This window comes from Pseudomonas sp. W5-36, assembly GCF_046540455.1.
In the GTDB taxonomy this organism is placed as follows: Bacteria; Pseudomonadota; Gammaproteobacteria; order Pseudomonadales; family Pseudomonadaceae; genus Aquipseudomonas; species Aquipseudomonas graminis_B.
This window is the reverse complement of record NZ_JAXCIQ010000001.1, coordinates 395,910-409,388: the sequence shown is the minus strand read 5'-3', so window position 1 is coordinate 409,388 and position 13,479 is coordinate 395,910. Positions and strand designations below refer to the sequence as shown.

The following is a 13,479-nucleotide window of genomic DNA, read 5'->3' as shown; positions in this document are numbered from 1 at the left end:
TCCGCCTCCTAAAGCCCTGAACTTTCGACCCTCTCCCGCCCCAAAACGGTGCATATCCGACGAGCGGTCGGGGAGTTGGCGTGCCACAAGGGCCTATGACGTGCCACACGACGCCGCTCCGCCTCAGCCGTTGCCGCGGGCGGCCTGTGCCTCGCGGGCGGTCTTCAGCTTGTGGCAGTCGTGATGGATCGCCCTGAGGTTGCTTGGGTAGTCAGTGCCGCCATGTGCCAACGCCACGATGTGGTCGACCTCCGTCGCAGCACGCACTCTGCCAAGCCGAACGCAATCATCGCAACGGCATAGGTAATGATCGCGCGCGAGAATCCGATCTCGCAGTCGGCGCCAAGGCCTGCCTCCCCGGCCTGAGCCTTGCCTGGTTCCCCAGGCCTTGGAGAGATCCAGGTGCGCGTCGCAGTACTTGGCGTTGCGAGTCAGCGCATTGCAAGCTCGCGCGGCGCATGGCTTGAGAGTTCTCTGGGGCATGTGCGCCTCAACCTACGGAGCTGGTCGGCTACCTGCAGCGCGCGAAAGTGAGAGCGGTTGCATGGTCGTGTCCGACCGGCATGATTATGGGAAACGGCTAAACGACGAACCGCTGTTGTTAAAGCCGAAGCATGCATTCTTAATGCTGCTATGCATTTGGTTAGGCGCAGCAAGTCATGTCATCAACCTCAGTCCCACTAATACTCGCCTCGATGCCCGAATCTGTGGTGATCGCCACACTCCAGGCGGTTCAGATTCAACTCGCCGAGCTTTTAGCTTTGCCAGTGAGTGAATGGGGTCCGAATCACCAACTGGACTATTCACAGCTGACGCTTTACGAGGATTCGCTAAGAGCTCAGCTTCTGCGTGAATGACGTCAACTCCTCGCCTATTTGCTATGACTGCGCAGGATCTGGGCGTCTACCTGATCGGCACATGTGTCGAGCAGCTTGATGGCATGATCCTTCAGCTCCCATACGTCGCCGTTGTCGCGCAGATCGGTATCGTCCGCATTGACCCGCTCGCATGGGATCAGCTCAGGGGCTTCCAGCCTTATGGCTGTTGTCTTTGTTACCACTTGCGGCTTTGCCGCGCAGGCCGTCAGGCAAAGGCTGAGCAGCCCAATCACGAACAGGTTTGCTGTTGCGCTTGAGATCATCGAAATCCTTCTTGGCCTTTTTGGCCTTGTCTTCGCTGGCTTTGATCCGCTTGTTCAGGTCGGCGGTGTAAGCAGCATTGCGTTCAGCCTCAGCCTTCAGCGTGGTGATCGTCGCCTGGCTGGCGTTGTTCGCATCCACCGCCTCCTGCTTGGCTTTAGCCTCGACGGTCACAGCGCCCTGAAGCGTGACGACGCGGATCTGCTGGATAGCGATCAGCAGGCTCATCACGATGACGATGACGATGGCCGCCGCAATGGCTCGCAATGTGGAGCCGACCTTGGCTACTGCTACAACGGGTTCGAGGCTCATAGTGAATCCGCCTTGCGACCGAGGAATCTAATGATCAGCTCACGGATCGCCGTAACGCCGATGAACCCGATGGTGCCGCCTGCGGCGACAGACAAGCTCGACGGCCAAGCCATCCATTCGATGACGCTGCTTGCTGACAGGCTCAAGGCACCACAGATCAACGCCTCGAGGATGACGCGCCACTTGTTGGCCTCTTTTCCTTCGTACAGCACGCGCAGCAGTGAAATGGTTGCGGCCATGATCGCTCCTTGCCAGAGCGGATTCGACAGGACGAGCCAGACCTGCGCCCAGAAGTCAGGTGATTTTTCAGGCATATTCGTCGTAGTCCGATATCCACCCTTTCGGGATCGGAAATGAATCGGCCCCGCTGCACTCCCAGCTCGGAGCGATGGGTGTGGCGGGGCTGAAAAAGAAAAACCCGGCGCAGGGGCCGGGTTTCTGATGTTGGCTTATATGACGCAAACCCGCCTCGTAGACGGGCTTTGCTGGCGGAAAAACCGCAAAGTAATCCGAAATCTACACATTCAGACCGGGGGCGTCAACACCAAAAAAGAATTGCTGGACTTGCTTGTCCACCTAGCCATACAGCGCTCTGCAATATCAATGGTGACGCTGTATCATTTCGAGCAGGTAAGGACAGTTCCTTCAGCCTAGAAAAATCCACGGATTTGCAGACCCCTTCAATGGAGCTTGAACATGCGAAAACTAATCTTGGTGGCCCTTGCGACGGCGATCTCCTCGGGCGCCCACGCGGCCGAATGGAAGAAATTTGTTCCCACTGCTTATGTGCTCTCCCCTGCCGAAGACGCGCACATCGTCGCGATGGCGAACTTGAACGGGGATGCCTTCGTAGTCAATCTGGTTGACCTATCTGGGTCGTTCTGCAAGGAGTCTCAGAATTCTGATGTCTCGCCAGCGGGCCCCTACAAAGTTAATGGTCAGAATCTCAAGTTCATTCAGGCCTGCATAAGCGGCAATCGTATTCTTTCGCCAGAAACGCCGAAGGGAAAACAGTTCCTCGCTAGCGCTATTACAAGCGCACCAGCCACGGTAGAACTGGACCTCGGCGTTGTGCTTCACTTCGCTAGCGAAGACTTCGACTCAGCGAAAAAAGCGATGCTAGACACTAAATCAGCAATGTAATCCTTATTAGGCGGCCTCTCGGCGCGACTCGAGAGCGCCATCAATCCAGGCGATACCTGCTTTCCACAGTCCGCGAGTTTTCTCCTCACCAAAACCCATCTTCTTGCCAACCTCCATTAGGGAGGTATCGCGTGTCGTGTAGTACTTCATAAGCACCTGACCGCACTCGTGATAACGCTTTATCAGCCGCCCCATAAGTCCGTCGATAATCAGCGCGTCGTCGTCCGTGATCATCGGTGACAGGATGGTGTTCTCGCGGGACGCGCAGCTGGACACGCCAGAGCCCAGCACGACCCAGCGCCCCCAGTGCTCTAGAAGATCTTCAGCAGTGCGATTTTTGAAGCTTGGTGTGTAAGCCATGGATCAATCCCCTGTGTAGTTCGAGCCACCGGCGCCGCGGCGGTTGTTCTGTTCATATTGTTCGTGCGCGCCGCCTTGGCTGTATCGTGCCCTGTTCAGCTCGGCGGTGACGTTGCGCAGCTTCATGTTCAGTTGCGGCACCAGGTCTTCCAGTGGCAGCGCATCCCCGGTTGACTGGCAGACCCAGCCCGAGCCGTGGCAGGCAGTGCAATCAAGCTGATGGAAAACCCCGCTGACGACGCCGGCGCCGCGGCAGGTTGCGCACTCCATCAGCGGCTTCAATTCCTTCCGGAAAGCAGGTCCATGGCTTTTTTTCATAGGCGTTCACTACCCTCTCTTGCGCCGATAAAGCCTTCGGCGAAGCCCTCGACAGCCGCACCGACCAAGAACGTAACGACAACGATAGTTGCGACCCATCCGGAGTCGAACAGGACCGCCACACCCATCCCAGCAACACTGAGGATGGTGACGTAGTGCTGCCACAGGGTGACGCTTGGCTTAAAAAGGCCCTGATTCAGCATTTTGAAACCTCGCCATTCACAATGTTGGAAACAGGCTCGCAGACCTCGCCGTTCGCGGCGTGCGCGGGGTTTTGCGAATCTTCATATTGGGTGTCTGTCAGGTTGTGAATCGCGTTAAGGCCGCGCTCATCTAACCAGTTGTGCCACTTCTCCAAAGCCGCCAGACGCTGTGCCCGGGCCTGCGTGTTGATGTAGGTGCTGGCGATCTTGCCCAGCGAGTGATTGAGCAGCATCTCGCCGATGTGCCCGTCGATGCCGAGGTCTGTCCACGCTGTGCGGGCAACCTTGCGCAGGTCGTGACTGGTCCACTCACCTCGGCCGATGCGGGTGAATACCGCGCTCGCCTGCCCCTCGCTCAGCACACGGCCGCGGCGTGACGGGAACAGGTAAATGCCCTCGTAACCAATAGCCAGCTGGATGGCCCGGTACCGGGTCAGCAGCGCCTTGGCCTGAGCGGTCAACGGAACGCGATGTTCGGTCCGGGTCTTGGTGTTCTCGGCGGGAATGAACCACTCGCCGTCCGGCATGGAGATGTCTGACCAGCGCGCCATTCGGGTTTCACCGACTCGGGTGCCGTGGCACAGCATCATCAGCGCCAACATGGACTCGCCGGGCTGGCTCTCGAACAGGCCGGCCAGCATGGGCACCACCGCCGCCAGGTGTCCTCCGCGCAACCGGGCCGCCTTCGGCATGATGCGAGCCTTCGTGAAGTCCACGAACTTCATCTCAGCCATCGGGTTTTTATCGATCAGGCCCAGCTTCGAGGCCTGCAGGAACGCTACCACCAGCAGCACGAATAACTGGTGCACGTACGACAAAGACAGCTCTTGCTGGCATGGCCACATCAGCTCCCGATCCAGCACGGCGGCAGTCAGGTCACGCAGCGGAACGTGCTCCAGCCTGGGCTTCAGGTGGCACTTGATGGCTGACTTGGCGCCGGCCTTGCGCTTCGCCGACAGCGAGCGGTCAAGGCTCATGCGCTCGCCGTACCAGTCGATCAGTTGCCCGCACGTGGCGAGCTGCCCCACCGCTACGGCGGCTTCTGGATCGTGAAGCAGGCGCTGACGGAGCGCAGGCAACTCCGCAACAATGGCGGCCGCACTCAGTTCGGGCCAGCGCGCGAGGTGCTTCCACGCCTTGCCTTTGACCAGATACCAGGAGCCGCGCTGCCGATCTTTGCCGAATCGCAGGTACAGGCCCGGGTGACGAGGGTCACGGAGGTCGTGCACGGCGACGTCGGCCGCCTGCCGGCGGATTTCTGCATCGCTGAGCTTCACAGCGCGGGTCTTACTCATGCAACCAGCCCCATCAGATGCTGCGCCAGCACGACCCAGCTCAACGGCGGAAGCGTTACGCAGCCGAGCGTCAGCCAGAAGCCCTTGGCGACCGCGATGCCACACACCCATGCAGTGACGATCACCAGATATACAATCGACTCACCCGTGCTCATGCGGCCACCACTGTCGGAGCGAGTCGCAGGTAAGCGCGGATCTGCTCCATTGCGTCGAAGTGGCCACGGCACACGATCGCCAAATAGCCCTGTTCGTTGAGCCGGCGAATCCACGCGTGCTGGTTTGCCGAGACCGGAGCCGCACCTGGCGGCGTAGCCTTGAATTCCAGGTACAGCCCGAAATAGCCGCCGCGGGCCATAGGCAACACCAGATCAGGAACGCCGGCTTTGACTCCCTGCTCTTTCAGTTTCACGGCCACCAGCTTGTGACGGTGCCCGCCATTGGGGACGTGGTAGATCAAAGCGGCCACGGCCGGCAGGCACAGTTCCAGTTCCTTCATCAGCGCGGCCTGCTCCAAGCCTTCGCGGTCAACAGGCTTGGCGCGGGTGGTCTTTACCTTGAACAGCCTCACTTGGCTGCGCCTTTAGCTGAGCCGCGGGCCGGGGTGAAAACAAAGCCGTCCCGGCCGGCACGGATCACCGTGGAGTTATTCAGCAGGGCTTTCAGTTGGTCCCAAGTCGTGATCACGCCGCCACCTTCCCTTCGCTGACCAGAATGTCGATGGTCCGCACCATGCCTTCCATGTGCATCGTGCGGAGTTCTTCACGGCTGAATCCGGTGTTGCGGCGCGCGTCGACGGCGTCGTGACAGGCCGAGCACGCCCAGGCGGCCTGCAAGTCGTGCGGCTTCAGGCCGGTCCCGCAGCGAGTACCGGCCATGCGGAGATGCGCCAGCACGGTGGTTTCCGGATTGCCGTTGCACACGCCCGGGATTCGGATCTGGCAGTCGCGGCCCCGCGCGGCCTTGGTGAACTTGGTCTGCTTGGTCATCACATCCACGCCCCGAACTGAGATTCAACTGGAGGGACAGACCCGTCGTAGCCGGCCCCCATGACAGCAATGAGGCACCTGGCGACATTGGCGAGCGCGTTGATAGTTCTCATCGTGCGGCCTCCATCAGATCGACCACTTCGAAGGTGCTGGGCCACATCAGGCGGCCAAACGACTCGGCAACGCCCTTGCGATCAAACAGCGCAACAGCTGGATCCGGCGGAACTGACAGCTCGATCTTCGAGGAGCACGCGTACACGGCGTACCGGAACGCCGCCGGATCTGGTGGGGTTAGTCTGTTATTTGTCATCAGAAACGCTCCTGGCCGGCGGCGACCTTGAGTTCGGCAAAGGCGGCGCGGGCATGGCGCTTGCGGAGGTAGCTATCAACTCGGCGGCGCTGCGCTTGCTTCAGGCGATCGCGCTCTTTCAACCGCTTGCTCTCTTTGAGAATCTGACGGACTTCGTCGAGCTTGGCGCGAACATGCGGGACAACATGAGTCGGCTGAGTGCCGGTGAGCAGACCCGCAATGGCTTGGCCTTCCTCGGTGATGGGAGCAATGCGCAGGTCAGCAAGGTATTTGCTGCCAGTCTCATGGGTGATGAGTTGCGAGCGCACGGCGGACTCAATGGCGACCGAGCGACGAGCCGAGTCGTGGCCCAGCGATACTTCCCATTTCGCTGGGCGATCTTCGGCGCGGGCAAATGCGACGAGGCGCTCATAAGCGCTCATGAAGGCCATGCGTGCGCCCACCTTGTCGCCAGCTTGGAGAATCGGTGTTGAGGCAGACATGGCTTGGCGGATTTCCGCGGTAAGTACGACGGTCTCGTACTCATCACTTGCCGAAAGGGCAATCGACCAGGCTTCATCTTTGCCCGGGCGACCGTCGGCGGCGTGTATGTTCTTCAGCACCATGCCGAGGCAAAGCTTCCCACTCGGCTCACGGCGGCAGGCCCGAAGCGCGGCGATGATCACGGCCGCCTCATAACCGGCGAGATCCTCGGCAATAACTTGGGCGCCGGCGGCGCTGATCGTCTGGCCCATCGCTTCAGCGGTGGCGCAGATTGCCCCTGACAGTTCGGCGATTTCGTCATAGGAAAGCATTGCGGCGACCTCCTTGGCGGATGTTCTCGGCAGCCTGTTGCGCGGCGTTGATGTTCGCTTGGGTCTGCTCGATCTGGCGCGCCGTGGTCGCGTTCATTTGGCGATTAGTCGTCCACTGCGTGTGGTAGGACTCGGCCTTGGCCAGTAGGTCGCCGATGCTGTGCATGTTCCCCACGACGCGGGCATCGTTGATGCTCAGGAAGAATGCGGACACATGATGAGCAACATCGATGCCCAGCCGGTCCACCAGCAGAGATACCTGCTTTGCAACCTTCGCGTTCCATACCGGCCAGGCGTTGTGGCGCTTGCGGTAGGCCATGGCGTAGTTCGCCCAAGCCTTGAAAGTTTTGCAGGCCTGATCTTTCGGCCCTGGCATGTCATCAGGAATTACGCAGCGAGGTGCCTCGTTGGAAATCAGAGTCAAAGTGGCGGCTTGCGACGGCGCAGCCGGGGCGAGTTGCAAACCCTGACTGGTACCCTGATTGGTATCCTGATTATTGGTATCCTGATTTGTCGGAGATTTTTCCGACCCTTGCTCGGATTTTTTTCCGACCTTGCTCGGAGATTTGTCCGAGGTAGCTCGGATATTTTTCCGACCCTTTGCTCGCTCTTGGGTCGGATATTTTTCCGACCCATCAAGCTTCCTGTTCCACTCGGTGCCTTTTTCGGTCAGGCGGAACAACGTGATGTTGGAAGTGCTGGAGAGCTCAATGAGTCCTGCCTCGTCCAGGGCCTTCAGCATCCTGTAAGCGGTGTCTGGTTTGTCGGTGAGCAACGGCAGCTCTTCGACGATTTTGGCCTTGCTGAGGGCAAAGAAAATACCGGCATCAGTCTTCACCGGCTTGGCCCAGCTCGGGCAGCCATAGACGAATGCAAACAGAAGGGCTTGCTGGGAGTTAAGCCCCCATTCCAAAGCCTTCACCTGGTTTACGGTCACTGTGAACTGCATGTCAGAACTTCTCGCTCTGGAAGATTTCAGCCAGGCGAGTCAGGCCTTTGGGAGTTACCAATGGCTGGAAAGCAGCACGTTCGATCCCGGTCTCAGTATCGGGTTTGAGGGCTGTCACCTTGTGCTTGAGGAAGCCGGACCGGATTCGGGGCTGCATCGCGATCCAACGAGTGGAACCACCGCGGCGATAGATCCAGCGGTTCGCTTGGAGCCAGTCGAAAAGCTTGGAAGGCGTGAGCCCGAGTTGCTTTGCCGCGTCGGTGATGCAGATCGCGCCCTCTGCGGCTGCAAGACGTTGAATAGCGGCGACCTTCGGCGCCTGAAGTTGAATCACGCCCAAGAGACGGCTGTTCTCACGGGCTTGATCCGCCGCCAGCTGCAAGGCCTCTGCGTAATCCGCCGGTATCCGATGGACGCCAGCCGCTTGGCCCTCCAGTTCCTGCCAGCGGTCAACCAGCCGAGCGGTGAACTCAGGGCTAAGCTGGGCGACAACCACGAAACTGTCACGCTTGCACAGGTGGTAAACGGATTCGGTGCGAGGACGGCCCAGCGAGTCTTTGATCTGTTCGTCCCCCAGTGGGGGTTGGACGACGGTGCCCCGTTGGACAAGCCGTTCGATGGATTGCTTGACCTTGTCGTGGCGTGAATTGAGCAGGTCCGATATCTCCCGCGACGACATGGACTGACGTGTCATGTTCTGCCGCGCCGGGAAAACTGACGCATCAGTGGCCCTATTGCTCTGGGTGTTCGTGGTGTGCATAATCGGACCTCACAAGTGTTGTTGAAGAAGCCGGGCCGCAATCCCGGCTTTTTTGTGCCTGCGATTTAGGCCGCCTTGATCGAAACCTTGAGAACGTGCAGCGCCTTCTCTGCCTCAGCGATCTCGCGCATGATTCGCGCCCGCTCGACTTGATCAACGCGACCGTCAGCCATTGCGCGGTGCGTCTCGACAGTCACTTCGGAAATCTCCAGGGTTACGTGCCCCAGCGCCTGGTGAACATCAATCGCCGCAGGCTGCTCCTTCCCAACGAGGTCAAAGCCGAACCCGGCAGCGAGCGCCATTAGAGGACGCATGTCCTGGGTGTGAAGCAGAATCCCAAACAGATGCTCGATGGTCAGGTGATGCGCGGCGTTATCCGGGTTGGAGCGCTGTAGCAGGCTCACGTGGGCAAGACACATCTTTCCGGCCAGTTCTTCAGCGCCACTCTCCTTCACAGTCGTGTGGCAAGCCCGCAAGAAATCTTCCATTCGTAAACCCTCAGATTTGTTTCAGTGGCTGCGTGCCACCACACGTTGCAAAATATTTCCACACCGAGCGCTTACGCAGCGCCGAGCAGCACCTTGTGAGCCAGACACAGCAAGTCAGGACGAAGTCCAGCGATGGTGATCTCTCCACCCGACGCATCCTGCAGACGCTCAGCAAGCTCGGCAGAGGCCTTGCGATGACCGCCGGCGAGCTGCCAGAGGTGCCCAACAGTGGTGTTTGCCGCTGCTGCAACTTCTTTACGGCGCGGCGGAGGAGCGGCAGCAAGCCATTCACGCAGGTGGTGATTCATAGGGGTCTCCTAAAACATAGGAGAAATTTAGCTTAGGGCTAATAACAGAGCAAGGAATATTTAGCTTTGAGCACATTTAGCATTCAGCTAAACACTGGCATTCTTGCGCGCATGGACATCTATTCAATCCGCAAGCAGCAGCTGATCAGCCTCATTGGTAACCAGAAGAAAGGCGCGTGCGCTGAACGATGGGGGATGGCGCCTGCTCACTTGAGCCAGATCCTTTCAGACAAGACTGCAAAGAATCTTGGCGATGACGTGGCTAGGCGAATCGAAACGGTCGAGGGCCTGCCGAGAGGATGGTTCGACTCACTTGGGGCCACCGACAAGGGTGTTATGCCTGCTACAGCAGCAAGCCAAAGCTCGGAAGATGCCCCAAAGTCCACAGCGGCTGATTTGGTGAAGCAAATGCTGGCTAAGGTGGGCGGACTCTCGACAGCGGCTCGTGATCGAATAGTCGCCGCGGCGGAAGAGCCGGACGACGGCTCGTCTGGTCTGTTGCCGGCCAATTTCGCAGCCCTTCGCCCAACGAATGAAGAGATCGTCATCCGCCAGTACGACATCCGCGCTGCGATGGGCCATGGACAGGTGCCGCCTGATTACACCGAGGTTGTGCGCAACCTGGTGGTGAGAGAAGAGATTCTTCGGGAGAAGGGGGTCAGCTACACATCAAAGACTGCACTGGCCATGATCAGTGGCTGGGGCCAGAGTATGGAAGGAACCATCAACGACAAAGACCTGGTGATCGTCGACAAAGGCGTGCAGGACTTTATCGGTGACGGGATCTACGTGCTGACTTGGCACAAAGACCTCTACATCAAGCGCGTCATGCGGCTGGACGAAGAGAATTACCGGCTGATCTCAGACAATCAGCATTACGAAAATCAGACAGCAAGGATTGATGACGTGACGATTCACGCGAAGGTTCTGCTGATCTGGAATGCTCGCAAGGCTTGAAAAACCATAACCTGCGAATTTAAGTGTTTATCGCTATCCCGCAAAGCCGGCGGGTAACTGAAAAAGCCCGCCATTTGAGCGGGCTTTTTTGCGCCCGTCAGAAAGGCGCCGCCTCCTCCACAGCTTCGAATTCGTCCCGCAGCTGAACGCGCGGATCCTCCTCTGATGGGGCCTCCCACTTCAGCGTGACGGAACAGTCCTCATCGTTGAACACCATCTCTATGCCGTCCACTTCCGCGATCGCGCCCATCACCTCCTCCCACTCTCTCTCGCCGTCCGTCTCCAGCTTGTGGATGGTCACCCACATCTGCTCCTGCGCCAGCGGGTGATTGATCATGTTCGCAACCCTCAGGTTGAGCCGCTCTATACCGGACATCGGCTTGCGTTCTAGGGGTTTAGCTTTTTGAGCCTTCGCCATGTTGCCTCCTCTATTGCTGTATGTATGTACAGTATTTCCGCATATTATCTGGCTGTCCAAGCGGCCCACAACCCTCAAGTGGAGTGACGGCAGCAAAAAAACATAAACCCTAAAGTTTCACCACAAGCTAAATTATTTAGCTTGGAGCTATTGACTGGTGTTTAGCTTGCGGCTAAATTAATTTCAACGCCAGATAGTCTGGCGCCAGCGGCGAAAAGCTGCGGCGCTCTTTAAAAACCAGCAGTAACAAATCAACAGACCGCATTGCCTCTACCGGCGACCGGCGATCAGACAGGTGAACGAGGAAAGCCTGCCAACGACAGGGAACACCCTGTACGGCTGATCGATGACGAAACGTCAGAACCGTGTGAATGACCCGGCAAGCAGCGCGCCCCGCCACCCCGGCGGCAATGGGAAAGATTTCACTGGCTGGCCTTGGCAACAGGGCCAGACGGGAAATCACCCCAACCCGAGGTATCAATATGTTCGGCAAACTGTTCGGAAAGAAAGGCCGCGAAGCCCGCGCCGCGATGGGCGTTATCCAGAACCGCGACCTGATGCAGGCGATTGTTTACGGCGCTTTCTACGTCGCCGCCGCTGACGGCGAGGTCAGCGAAGACGAGCTGAAGAAAGCTGAGAAGCTCATCGCCAATACGCCACAACTCAAAGGCTTCGGCCCGGAGTTGTCCAACACCATGGACCGGGCCGAGAAAGACTTCCACGACGGCGGCCATCGCATCCTGCGCATGAACGCCGAGAAGGAGCTGAAGGATCTGGCTCATTCGCCAGAAGAGGCCCAGGTCGTCATCAACGTCATGCTCACCATCGCGGAAGCGTCCGGCGACATCGACGACAAGGAAATGGCCGTGCTGGAAAAAGCCGCCAAGCTGATGGGGCTTTCGCTGAAAGACTATCTGTAATGCCCCTGCTCAGCGAGATGGTGAAGCGCCTTCGGGCGTTTCTCATCGTGGCCTTGCTGATCGGCGTGGTGTTGATCGACTCCGTATCCCGGGTGATCAGTATTTGTGCCGACGGCTTTCTCGCCGCGCTGGTCCTGCTGCTGGTCTGGCCGCTGATTCGGGGCAAGAAGTGAAGCCAGCCAACATCAGCTACACCATCACGGCCGATGACAGCGGCGCCGACTTCGACGGCGAGCTCTACGAGGGCCTGCTACATGCAGTGCGCCACTTGAGCAGCGAGGAACGGCTGAGGTTGATCGAAGACCTGCAGGCCGCTCACGCCGAAATCGAAGGCACCAATCGATAGACAACCAGCGCCAGCGTCAGCCTGACGGAAACTGCCCGATCGCCTCGAAAGAGGCTGCATCGGAATGTCGGCGCCCCATGAAAAAAGCTGATCCAGGCCAACTGTTTGTATGCGAACGGGCGGACGTAGTTGAGCAACTTGGTCAGGACCGACATTCCAATGCAGCTTCAAATCCAACCTACCCGCAAGGAGCAACCCATGGAACAAACCCTTCAGCAATTACTGGCCGAACGCGTCAGTGCCTATGCGTTGTCTGATCGCCCTCGCGAGTTGATCGATGACGGTATCGACAAGATGTTCAAGAGCGTCGTCGACGACGCATTCCGCTCCTACGGCACCATCGGCGAGTCGATAAAGGATGCAGTAAAGAAAGCGTTCCCGGCCAATGTCACCGACGTTTTCGAACTGCAGCGCTACAACGCCATGATCGCCGCGGCTTTGCGCGAGCGCTGGGAAGCCGCAGGCATGGAATCAGCGATCCTCGCCCAAGCAGATGCCTCAATTACAGAGGTGCTCACCGGCGAAGGTCTGCTCACCGGCGAGGTTTCGCTGAAAGCGCTGCTGGAAGAGTTCGTAGACGCCCACAAAGAAGAAGCGGCCCAAGACCATTGGAGCGCGCCAGAAATCCGGATTACAGAGGACGACTCTCACACCCGAAAATTCGTCCACATCTACTTCGACCCTGCCCCAGAGGGTCAAAACATCTACAGCTCCTCACGCCGCAGTGACTATTCGCTGAAGCACAACCTGCACGTGATGATCGAGGGCGAGCGAGATACCGGCGACCGCTGGCAGCCAAAGTTCGCCTTCGGCCAGGTGTACAGCGCCCAGCTCGACGATGAAAAGGTTTCCCTGAATAGAAGCGTACGCACCAAGTGGGAACGGATGCTCGCATCTCTGTATTTCGGCAACGCCGTTCTGCTGATCGACTGCGAAGAAGGGGACTTTTCATACGGTTTCGACGATTGAAAACCGCTCCAACGTCAGCCTGACGTTAACTGCCCGATGCCCTGGTACTCCCCAGCACCAGGCCGCATCGGAGAGTGAGCGAAGCGTGCCCGAGCGGGCTGCAGCGCTAGGATCGCAAAGCCCCGTGAATGTCCTGAGCCGGTACAAGCGAGACGGCCAATACCAAAAACGCGGCGGGAAACAAGCAGGGGTTGCGCCCTGGTGTTTCGATCACTCTCCGATGCGGACGAAGCTGCGGCCTATAACCGCCCACCTGCATTGTGCCTATCAACTAACCGAGGGTTTGCAGCCATGTAAACGACATTTACCCGGCCTACCGCATCAGGCGGCGCCGGCAAGCAAGGCTCACGTAGGGAGGCCTCGTGAACCAGCGAAACGAAAAGCCCCACGTAGATGGGGCTTTTTTTCACCCCGCGTTTACCCGTCAGCACTCTCCCCTGCGCCCAATCGGCTTTCGTCAGGTGGCCAGAGTGCTGACGAGTACACGCACCGAACTGAGGAAAG

The 13,479-nt window shown here is 58.6% G+C and carries 24 protein-coding genes; 6 read left to right on the top strand and 18 right to left on the bottom strand.

The genetic code is table 11. From position 1 onward, the window contains the following. Positions 1–123: 123 nt before the first annotated feature. The 4 genes from SLW74_RS01935 to SLW74_RS01920 all read right to left on the bottom strand — a co-directional run bounded on the left by SLW74_RS01935 (position 124) and on the right by SLW74_RS01920 (position 1,765). Positions 124–483 (bottom strand): HNH endonuclease, encoded by a 360-nt coding sequence (locus SLW74_RS01935; RefSeq protein WP_410927956.1) that lies wholly within the window; start codon positions 481–483, stop codon positions 124–126. Positions 484–871: 388 nt separating this feature from the next. After that, positions 872–1,060, bottom strand: coding sequence for a hypothetical protein (locus SLW74_RS01930; protein WP_410927955.1), 189 nt, complete (start codon positions 1,058–1,060; stop codon positions 872–874). Then, positions 1,020–1,406, bottom strand: a complete 387-nt coding sequence (locus SLW74_RS01925; RefSeq protein ID WP_410928097.1) for a hypothetical protein — start codon at positions 1,404–1,406, stop codon at positions 1,020–1,022. Before SLW74_RS01925 ends, SLW74_RS01930 begins: the two co-directional genes overlap by 41 nt. A 41-nt stretch (positions 1,407–1,447) precedes the next feature. Beyond that, complete coding sequence (locus SLW74_RS01920) at positions 1,448–1,765, bottom strand: phage holin, lambda family (protein ID WP_410927954.1); 318 nt, start codon at positions 1,763–1,765, stop codon at positions 1,448–1,450. 382 nt (positions 1,766–2,147) lie between these two features. Between SLW74_RS01920 and SLW74_RS01915 the strand changes: the two genes are divergently transcribed. Then, positions 2,148–2,594: a hypothetical protein gene (locus SLW74_RS01915; RefSeq protein ID WP_410927953.1), complete on the top strand. Its 447-nt coding sequence runs from the start codon at positions 2,148–2,150 to the stop codon at positions 2,592–2,594. 6 nt (positions 2,595–2,600) lie between these two features. Here SLW74_RS01915 and SLW74_RS01910 read toward each other — a convergent pair whose 3' ends face one another. The 13 genes from SLW74_RS01910 to SLW74_RS01850 all read right to left on the bottom strand — a co-directional run bounded on the left by SLW74_RS01910 (position 2,601) and on the right by SLW74_RS01850 (position 9,365). Then, on the bottom strand, positions 2,601–2,954 hold the full coding sequence (locus SLW74_RS01910; RefSeq protein ID WP_410927952.1) for an antiterminator Q family protein: 354 nt from the start codon (positions 2,952–2,954) through the stop codon (positions 2,601–2,603). A 3-nt stretch (positions 2,955–2,957) separates the two neighbouring features. Continuing rightward, the gene (locus SLW74_RS01905) at positions 2,958–3,272 is read right to left on the bottom strand and encodes a hypothetical protein (protein WP_410927951.1); all 315 of its coding nucleotides are present in this window, start codon (positions 3,270–3,272) and stop codon (positions 2,958–2,960) included. Next, entirely contained in the window at positions 3,269–3,475 is a 207-nt protein-coding gene (locus SLW74_RS01900; protein ID WP_410927950.1) for a hypothetical protein, read from the bottom strand. The genes SLW74_RS01905 and SLW74_RS01900 overlap by 4 nt, the downstream gene beginning before the upstream one ends. Then, on the bottom strand, positions 3,469–4,770 hold the full coding sequence (locus SLW74_RS01895; protein ID WP_410927949.1) for a tyrosine-type recombinase/integrase: 1,302 nt from the start codon (positions 4,768–4,770) through the stop codon (positions 3,469–3,471). Before SLW74_RS01895 ends, SLW74_RS01900 begins: the two co-directional genes overlap by 7 nt. Continuing rightward, complete coding sequence (locus SLW74_RS01890; protein ID WP_410927948.1) at positions 4,767–4,925, bottom strand: hypothetical protein; 159 nt, start codon at positions 4,923–4,925, stop codon at positions 4,767–4,769. The genes SLW74_RS01895 and SLW74_RS01890 overlap by 4 nt, the downstream gene beginning before the upstream one ends. Next, on the bottom strand, positions 4,922–5,338 hold the full coding sequence (locus SLW74_RS01885) for a VRR-NUC domain-containing protein (protein ID WP_410927947.1): 417 nt from the start codon (positions 5,336–5,338) through the stop codon (positions 4,922–4,924). Before SLW74_RS01885 ends, SLW74_RS01890 begins: the two co-directional genes overlap by 4 nt. A 112-nt stretch (positions 5,339–5,450) precedes the next feature. Next, a complete protein-coding gene (locus SLW74_RS01880; RefSeq protein ID WP_410927946.1) occupies positions 5,451–5,756 on the bottom strand; it encodes a DUF1364 domain-containing protein in 306 nt (101 codons plus the stop codon). Between the two features lie 109 nt (positions 5,757–5,865). Further along, complete coding sequence (locus tag SLW74_RS01875; protein WP_410927945.1) at positions 5,866–6,066, bottom strand: hypothetical protein; 201 nt, start codon at positions 6,064–6,066, stop codon at positions 5,866–5,868. After that, entirely contained in the window at positions 6,066–6,860 is a 795-nt protein-coding gene (locus SLW74_RS01870) for a hypothetical protein (RefSeq protein ID WP_410927944.1), read from the bottom strand. Before SLW74_RS01870 ends, SLW74_RS01875 begins: the two co-directional genes overlap by 1 nt. Then, positions 6,847–7,809: a phage replication protein gene (locus SLW74_RS01865; RefSeq protein ID WP_410927943.1), complete on the bottom strand. Its 963-nt coding sequence runs from the start codon at positions 7,807–7,809 to the stop codon at positions 6,847–6,849. The genes SLW74_RS01870 and SLW74_RS01865 overlap by 14 nt, the downstream gene beginning before the upstream one ends. Position 7,810: 1 nt before the next feature. Next, positions 7,811–8,488, bottom strand: coding sequence for a phage antirepressor KilAC domain-containing protein (locus SLW74_RS01860; protein WP_410928096.1), 678 nt, complete (start codon positions 8,486–8,488; stop codon positions 7,811–7,813). A 146-nt stretch (positions 8,489–8,634) separates the two neighbouring features. Continuing rightward, on the bottom strand, positions 8,635–9,057 hold the full coding sequence (locus SLW74_RS01855) for a phage regulatory CII family protein (protein WP_410927942.1): 423 nt from the start codon (positions 9,055–9,057) through the stop codon (positions 8,635–8,637). A gap of 71 nt (positions 9,058–9,128) precedes the next feature. Further along, on the bottom strand, positions 9,129–9,365 hold the full coding sequence (locus SLW74_RS01850) for a hypothetical protein (protein WP_037010812.1): 237 nt from the start codon (positions 9,363–9,365) through the stop codon (positions 9,129–9,131). A gap of 111 nt (positions 9,366–9,476) precedes the next feature. On the opposite strand from SLW74_RS01850, the gene SLW74_RS01845 reads away from it, so the two are divergent. Next, positions 9,477–10,322 carry a helix-turn-helix transcriptional regulator gene (locus SLW74_RS01845; protein WP_410928095.1) on the top strand — a complete coding sequence of 282 codons (846 nt, stop codon included), beginning with the start codon at positions 9,477–9,479 and terminating at the stop codon, positions 10,320–10,322. Positions 10,323–10,419: 97 nt separating this feature from the next. On the opposite strand, the gene SLW74_RS01840 is transcribed toward SLW74_RS01845, so the two are convergent. After that, on the bottom strand, positions 10,420–10,740 hold the full coding sequence (locus SLW74_RS01840; RefSeq protein ID WP_410927941.1) for a DUF1654 domain-containing protein: 321 nt from the start codon (positions 10,738–10,740) through the stop codon (positions 10,420–10,422). A 482-nt stretch (positions 10,741–11,222) separates the two neighbouring features. Here SLW74_RS01840 and SLW74_RS01835 point away from each other — a divergent pair, with 482 nt between their 5' ends. From SLW74_RS01835 to SLW74_RS01820, 4 genes are all read left to right on the top strand, one after another. Then, a complete protein-coding gene (locus SLW74_RS01835) occupies positions 11,223–11,660 on the top strand; it encodes a tellurite resistance TerB family protein (RefSeq protein WP_133772900.1) in 438 nt (145 codons plus the stop codon). Continuing rightward, complete coding sequence (locus tag SLW74_RS01830; protein WP_208294958.1) at positions 11,660–11,833, top strand: DUF3927 family protein; 174 nt, start codon at positions 11,660–11,662, stop codon at positions 11,831–11,833. The genes SLW74_RS01835 and SLW74_RS01830 overlap by 1 nt, the downstream gene beginning before the upstream one ends. Beyond that, positions 11,830–12,006: a hypothetical protein gene (locus SLW74_RS01825; protein ID WP_410927940.1), complete on the top strand. Its 177-nt coding sequence runs from the start codon at positions 11,830–11,832 to the stop codon at positions 12,004–12,006. Before SLW74_RS01830 ends, SLW74_RS01825 begins: the two co-directional genes overlap by 4 nt. Positions 12,007–12,204: 198 nt before the next feature. Next, complete coding sequence (locus SLW74_RS01820) at positions 12,205–12,975, top strand: hypothetical protein (protein ID WP_410927939.1); 771 nt, start codon at positions 12,205–12,207, stop codon at positions 12,973–12,975. Positions 12,976–13,479 lie beyond the last annotated feature (504 nt).

Bases quoted from the DNA above. Each gene is read 5' to 3' on its own strand.
- SLW74_RS01900 (WP_410927950.1), bottom strand. From the start codon at position 3,475: ATGCTGAATCAGGGCCTTTTTAAGCCAAGCGTCACCCTGTGGCAGCAC.
- SLW74_RS01845 (WP_410928095.1), top strand. From the start codon at position 9,477: ATGGACATCTATTCAATCCGCAAGCAGCAGCTGATCAGCCTCATTGGT.
- SLW74_RS01895 (WP_410927949.1), bottom strand. From the start codon at position 4,770: ATGAGTAAGACCCGCGCTGTGAAGCTCAGCGATGCAGAAATCCGCCGG.
- SLW74_RS01880 (WP_410927946.1), bottom strand. From the start codon at position 5,756: ATGACCAAGCAGACCAAGTTCACCAAGGCCGCGCGGGGCCGCGACTGC.
- SLW74_RS01835 (WP_133772900.1), top strand. From the start codon at position 11,223: ATGTTCGGCAAACTGTTCGGAAAGAAAGGCCGCGAAGCCCGCGCCGCG.
- SLW74_RS01860 (WP_410928096.1), bottom strand. From the start codon at position 8,488: ATGTCGTCGCGGGAGATATCGGACCTGCTCAATTCACGCCACGACAAG.
- SLW74_RS01850 (WP_037010812.1), bottom strand. From the start codon at position 9,365: ATGAATCACCACCTGCGTGAATGGCTTGCTGCCGCTCCTCCGCCGCGC.
- SLW74_RS01840 (WP_410927941.1), bottom strand. From the start codon at position 10,740: ATGGCGAAGGCTCAAAAAGCTAAACCCCTAGAACGCAAGCCGATGTCC.
- SLW74_RS01915 (WP_410927953.1), top strand. From the start codon at position 2,148: ATGCGAAAACTAATCTTGGTGGCCCTTGCGACGGCGATCTCCTCGGGC.
- SLW74_RS01855 (WP_410927942.1), bottom strand. From the start codon at position 9,057: ATGGAAGATTTCTTGCGGGCTTGCCACACGACTGTGAAGGAGAGTGGC.
- SLW74_RS01875 (WP_410927945.1), bottom strand. From the start codon at position 6,066: ATGACAAATAACAGACTAACCCCACCAGATCCGGCGGCGTTCCGGTAC.
- SLW74_RS01890 (WP_410927948.1), bottom strand. From the start codon at position 4,925: ATGAGCACGGGTGAGTCGATTGTATATCTGGTGATCGTCACTGCATGG.
- SLW74_RS01870 (WP_410927944.1), bottom strand. From the start codon at position 6,860: ATGCTTTCCTATGACGAAATCGCCGAACTGTCAGGGGCAATCTGCGCC.
- SLW74_RS01865 (WP_410927943.1), bottom strand. From the start codon at position 7,809: ATGCAGTTCACAGTGACCGTAAACCAGGTGAAGGCTTTGGAATGGGGG.
- SLW74_RS01830 (WP_208294958.1), top strand. From the start codon at position 11,660: ATGCCCCTGCTCAGCGAGATGGTGAAGCGCCTTCGGGCGTTTCTCATC.
- SLW74_RS01905 (WP_410927951.1), bottom strand. From the start codon at position 3,272: ATGAAAAAAAGCCATGGACCTGCTTTCCGGAAGGAATTGAAGCCGCTG.
- SLW74_RS01910 (WP_410927952.1), bottom strand. From the start codon at position 2,954: ATGGCTTACACACCAAGCTTCAAAAATCGCACTGCTGAAGATCTTCTA.
- SLW74_RS01935 (WP_410927956.1), bottom strand. From the start codon at position 483: ATGCCCCAGAGAACTCTCAAGCCATGCGCCGCGCGAGCTTGCAATGCG.
- SLW74_RS01820 (WP_410927939.1), top strand. From the start codon at position 12,205: ATGGAACAAACCCTTCAGCAATTACTGGCCGAACGCGTCAGTGCCTAT.
- SLW74_RS01920 (WP_410927954.1), bottom strand. From the start codon at position 1,765: ATGCCTGAAAAATCACCTGACTTCTGGGCGCAGGTCTGGCTCGTCCTG.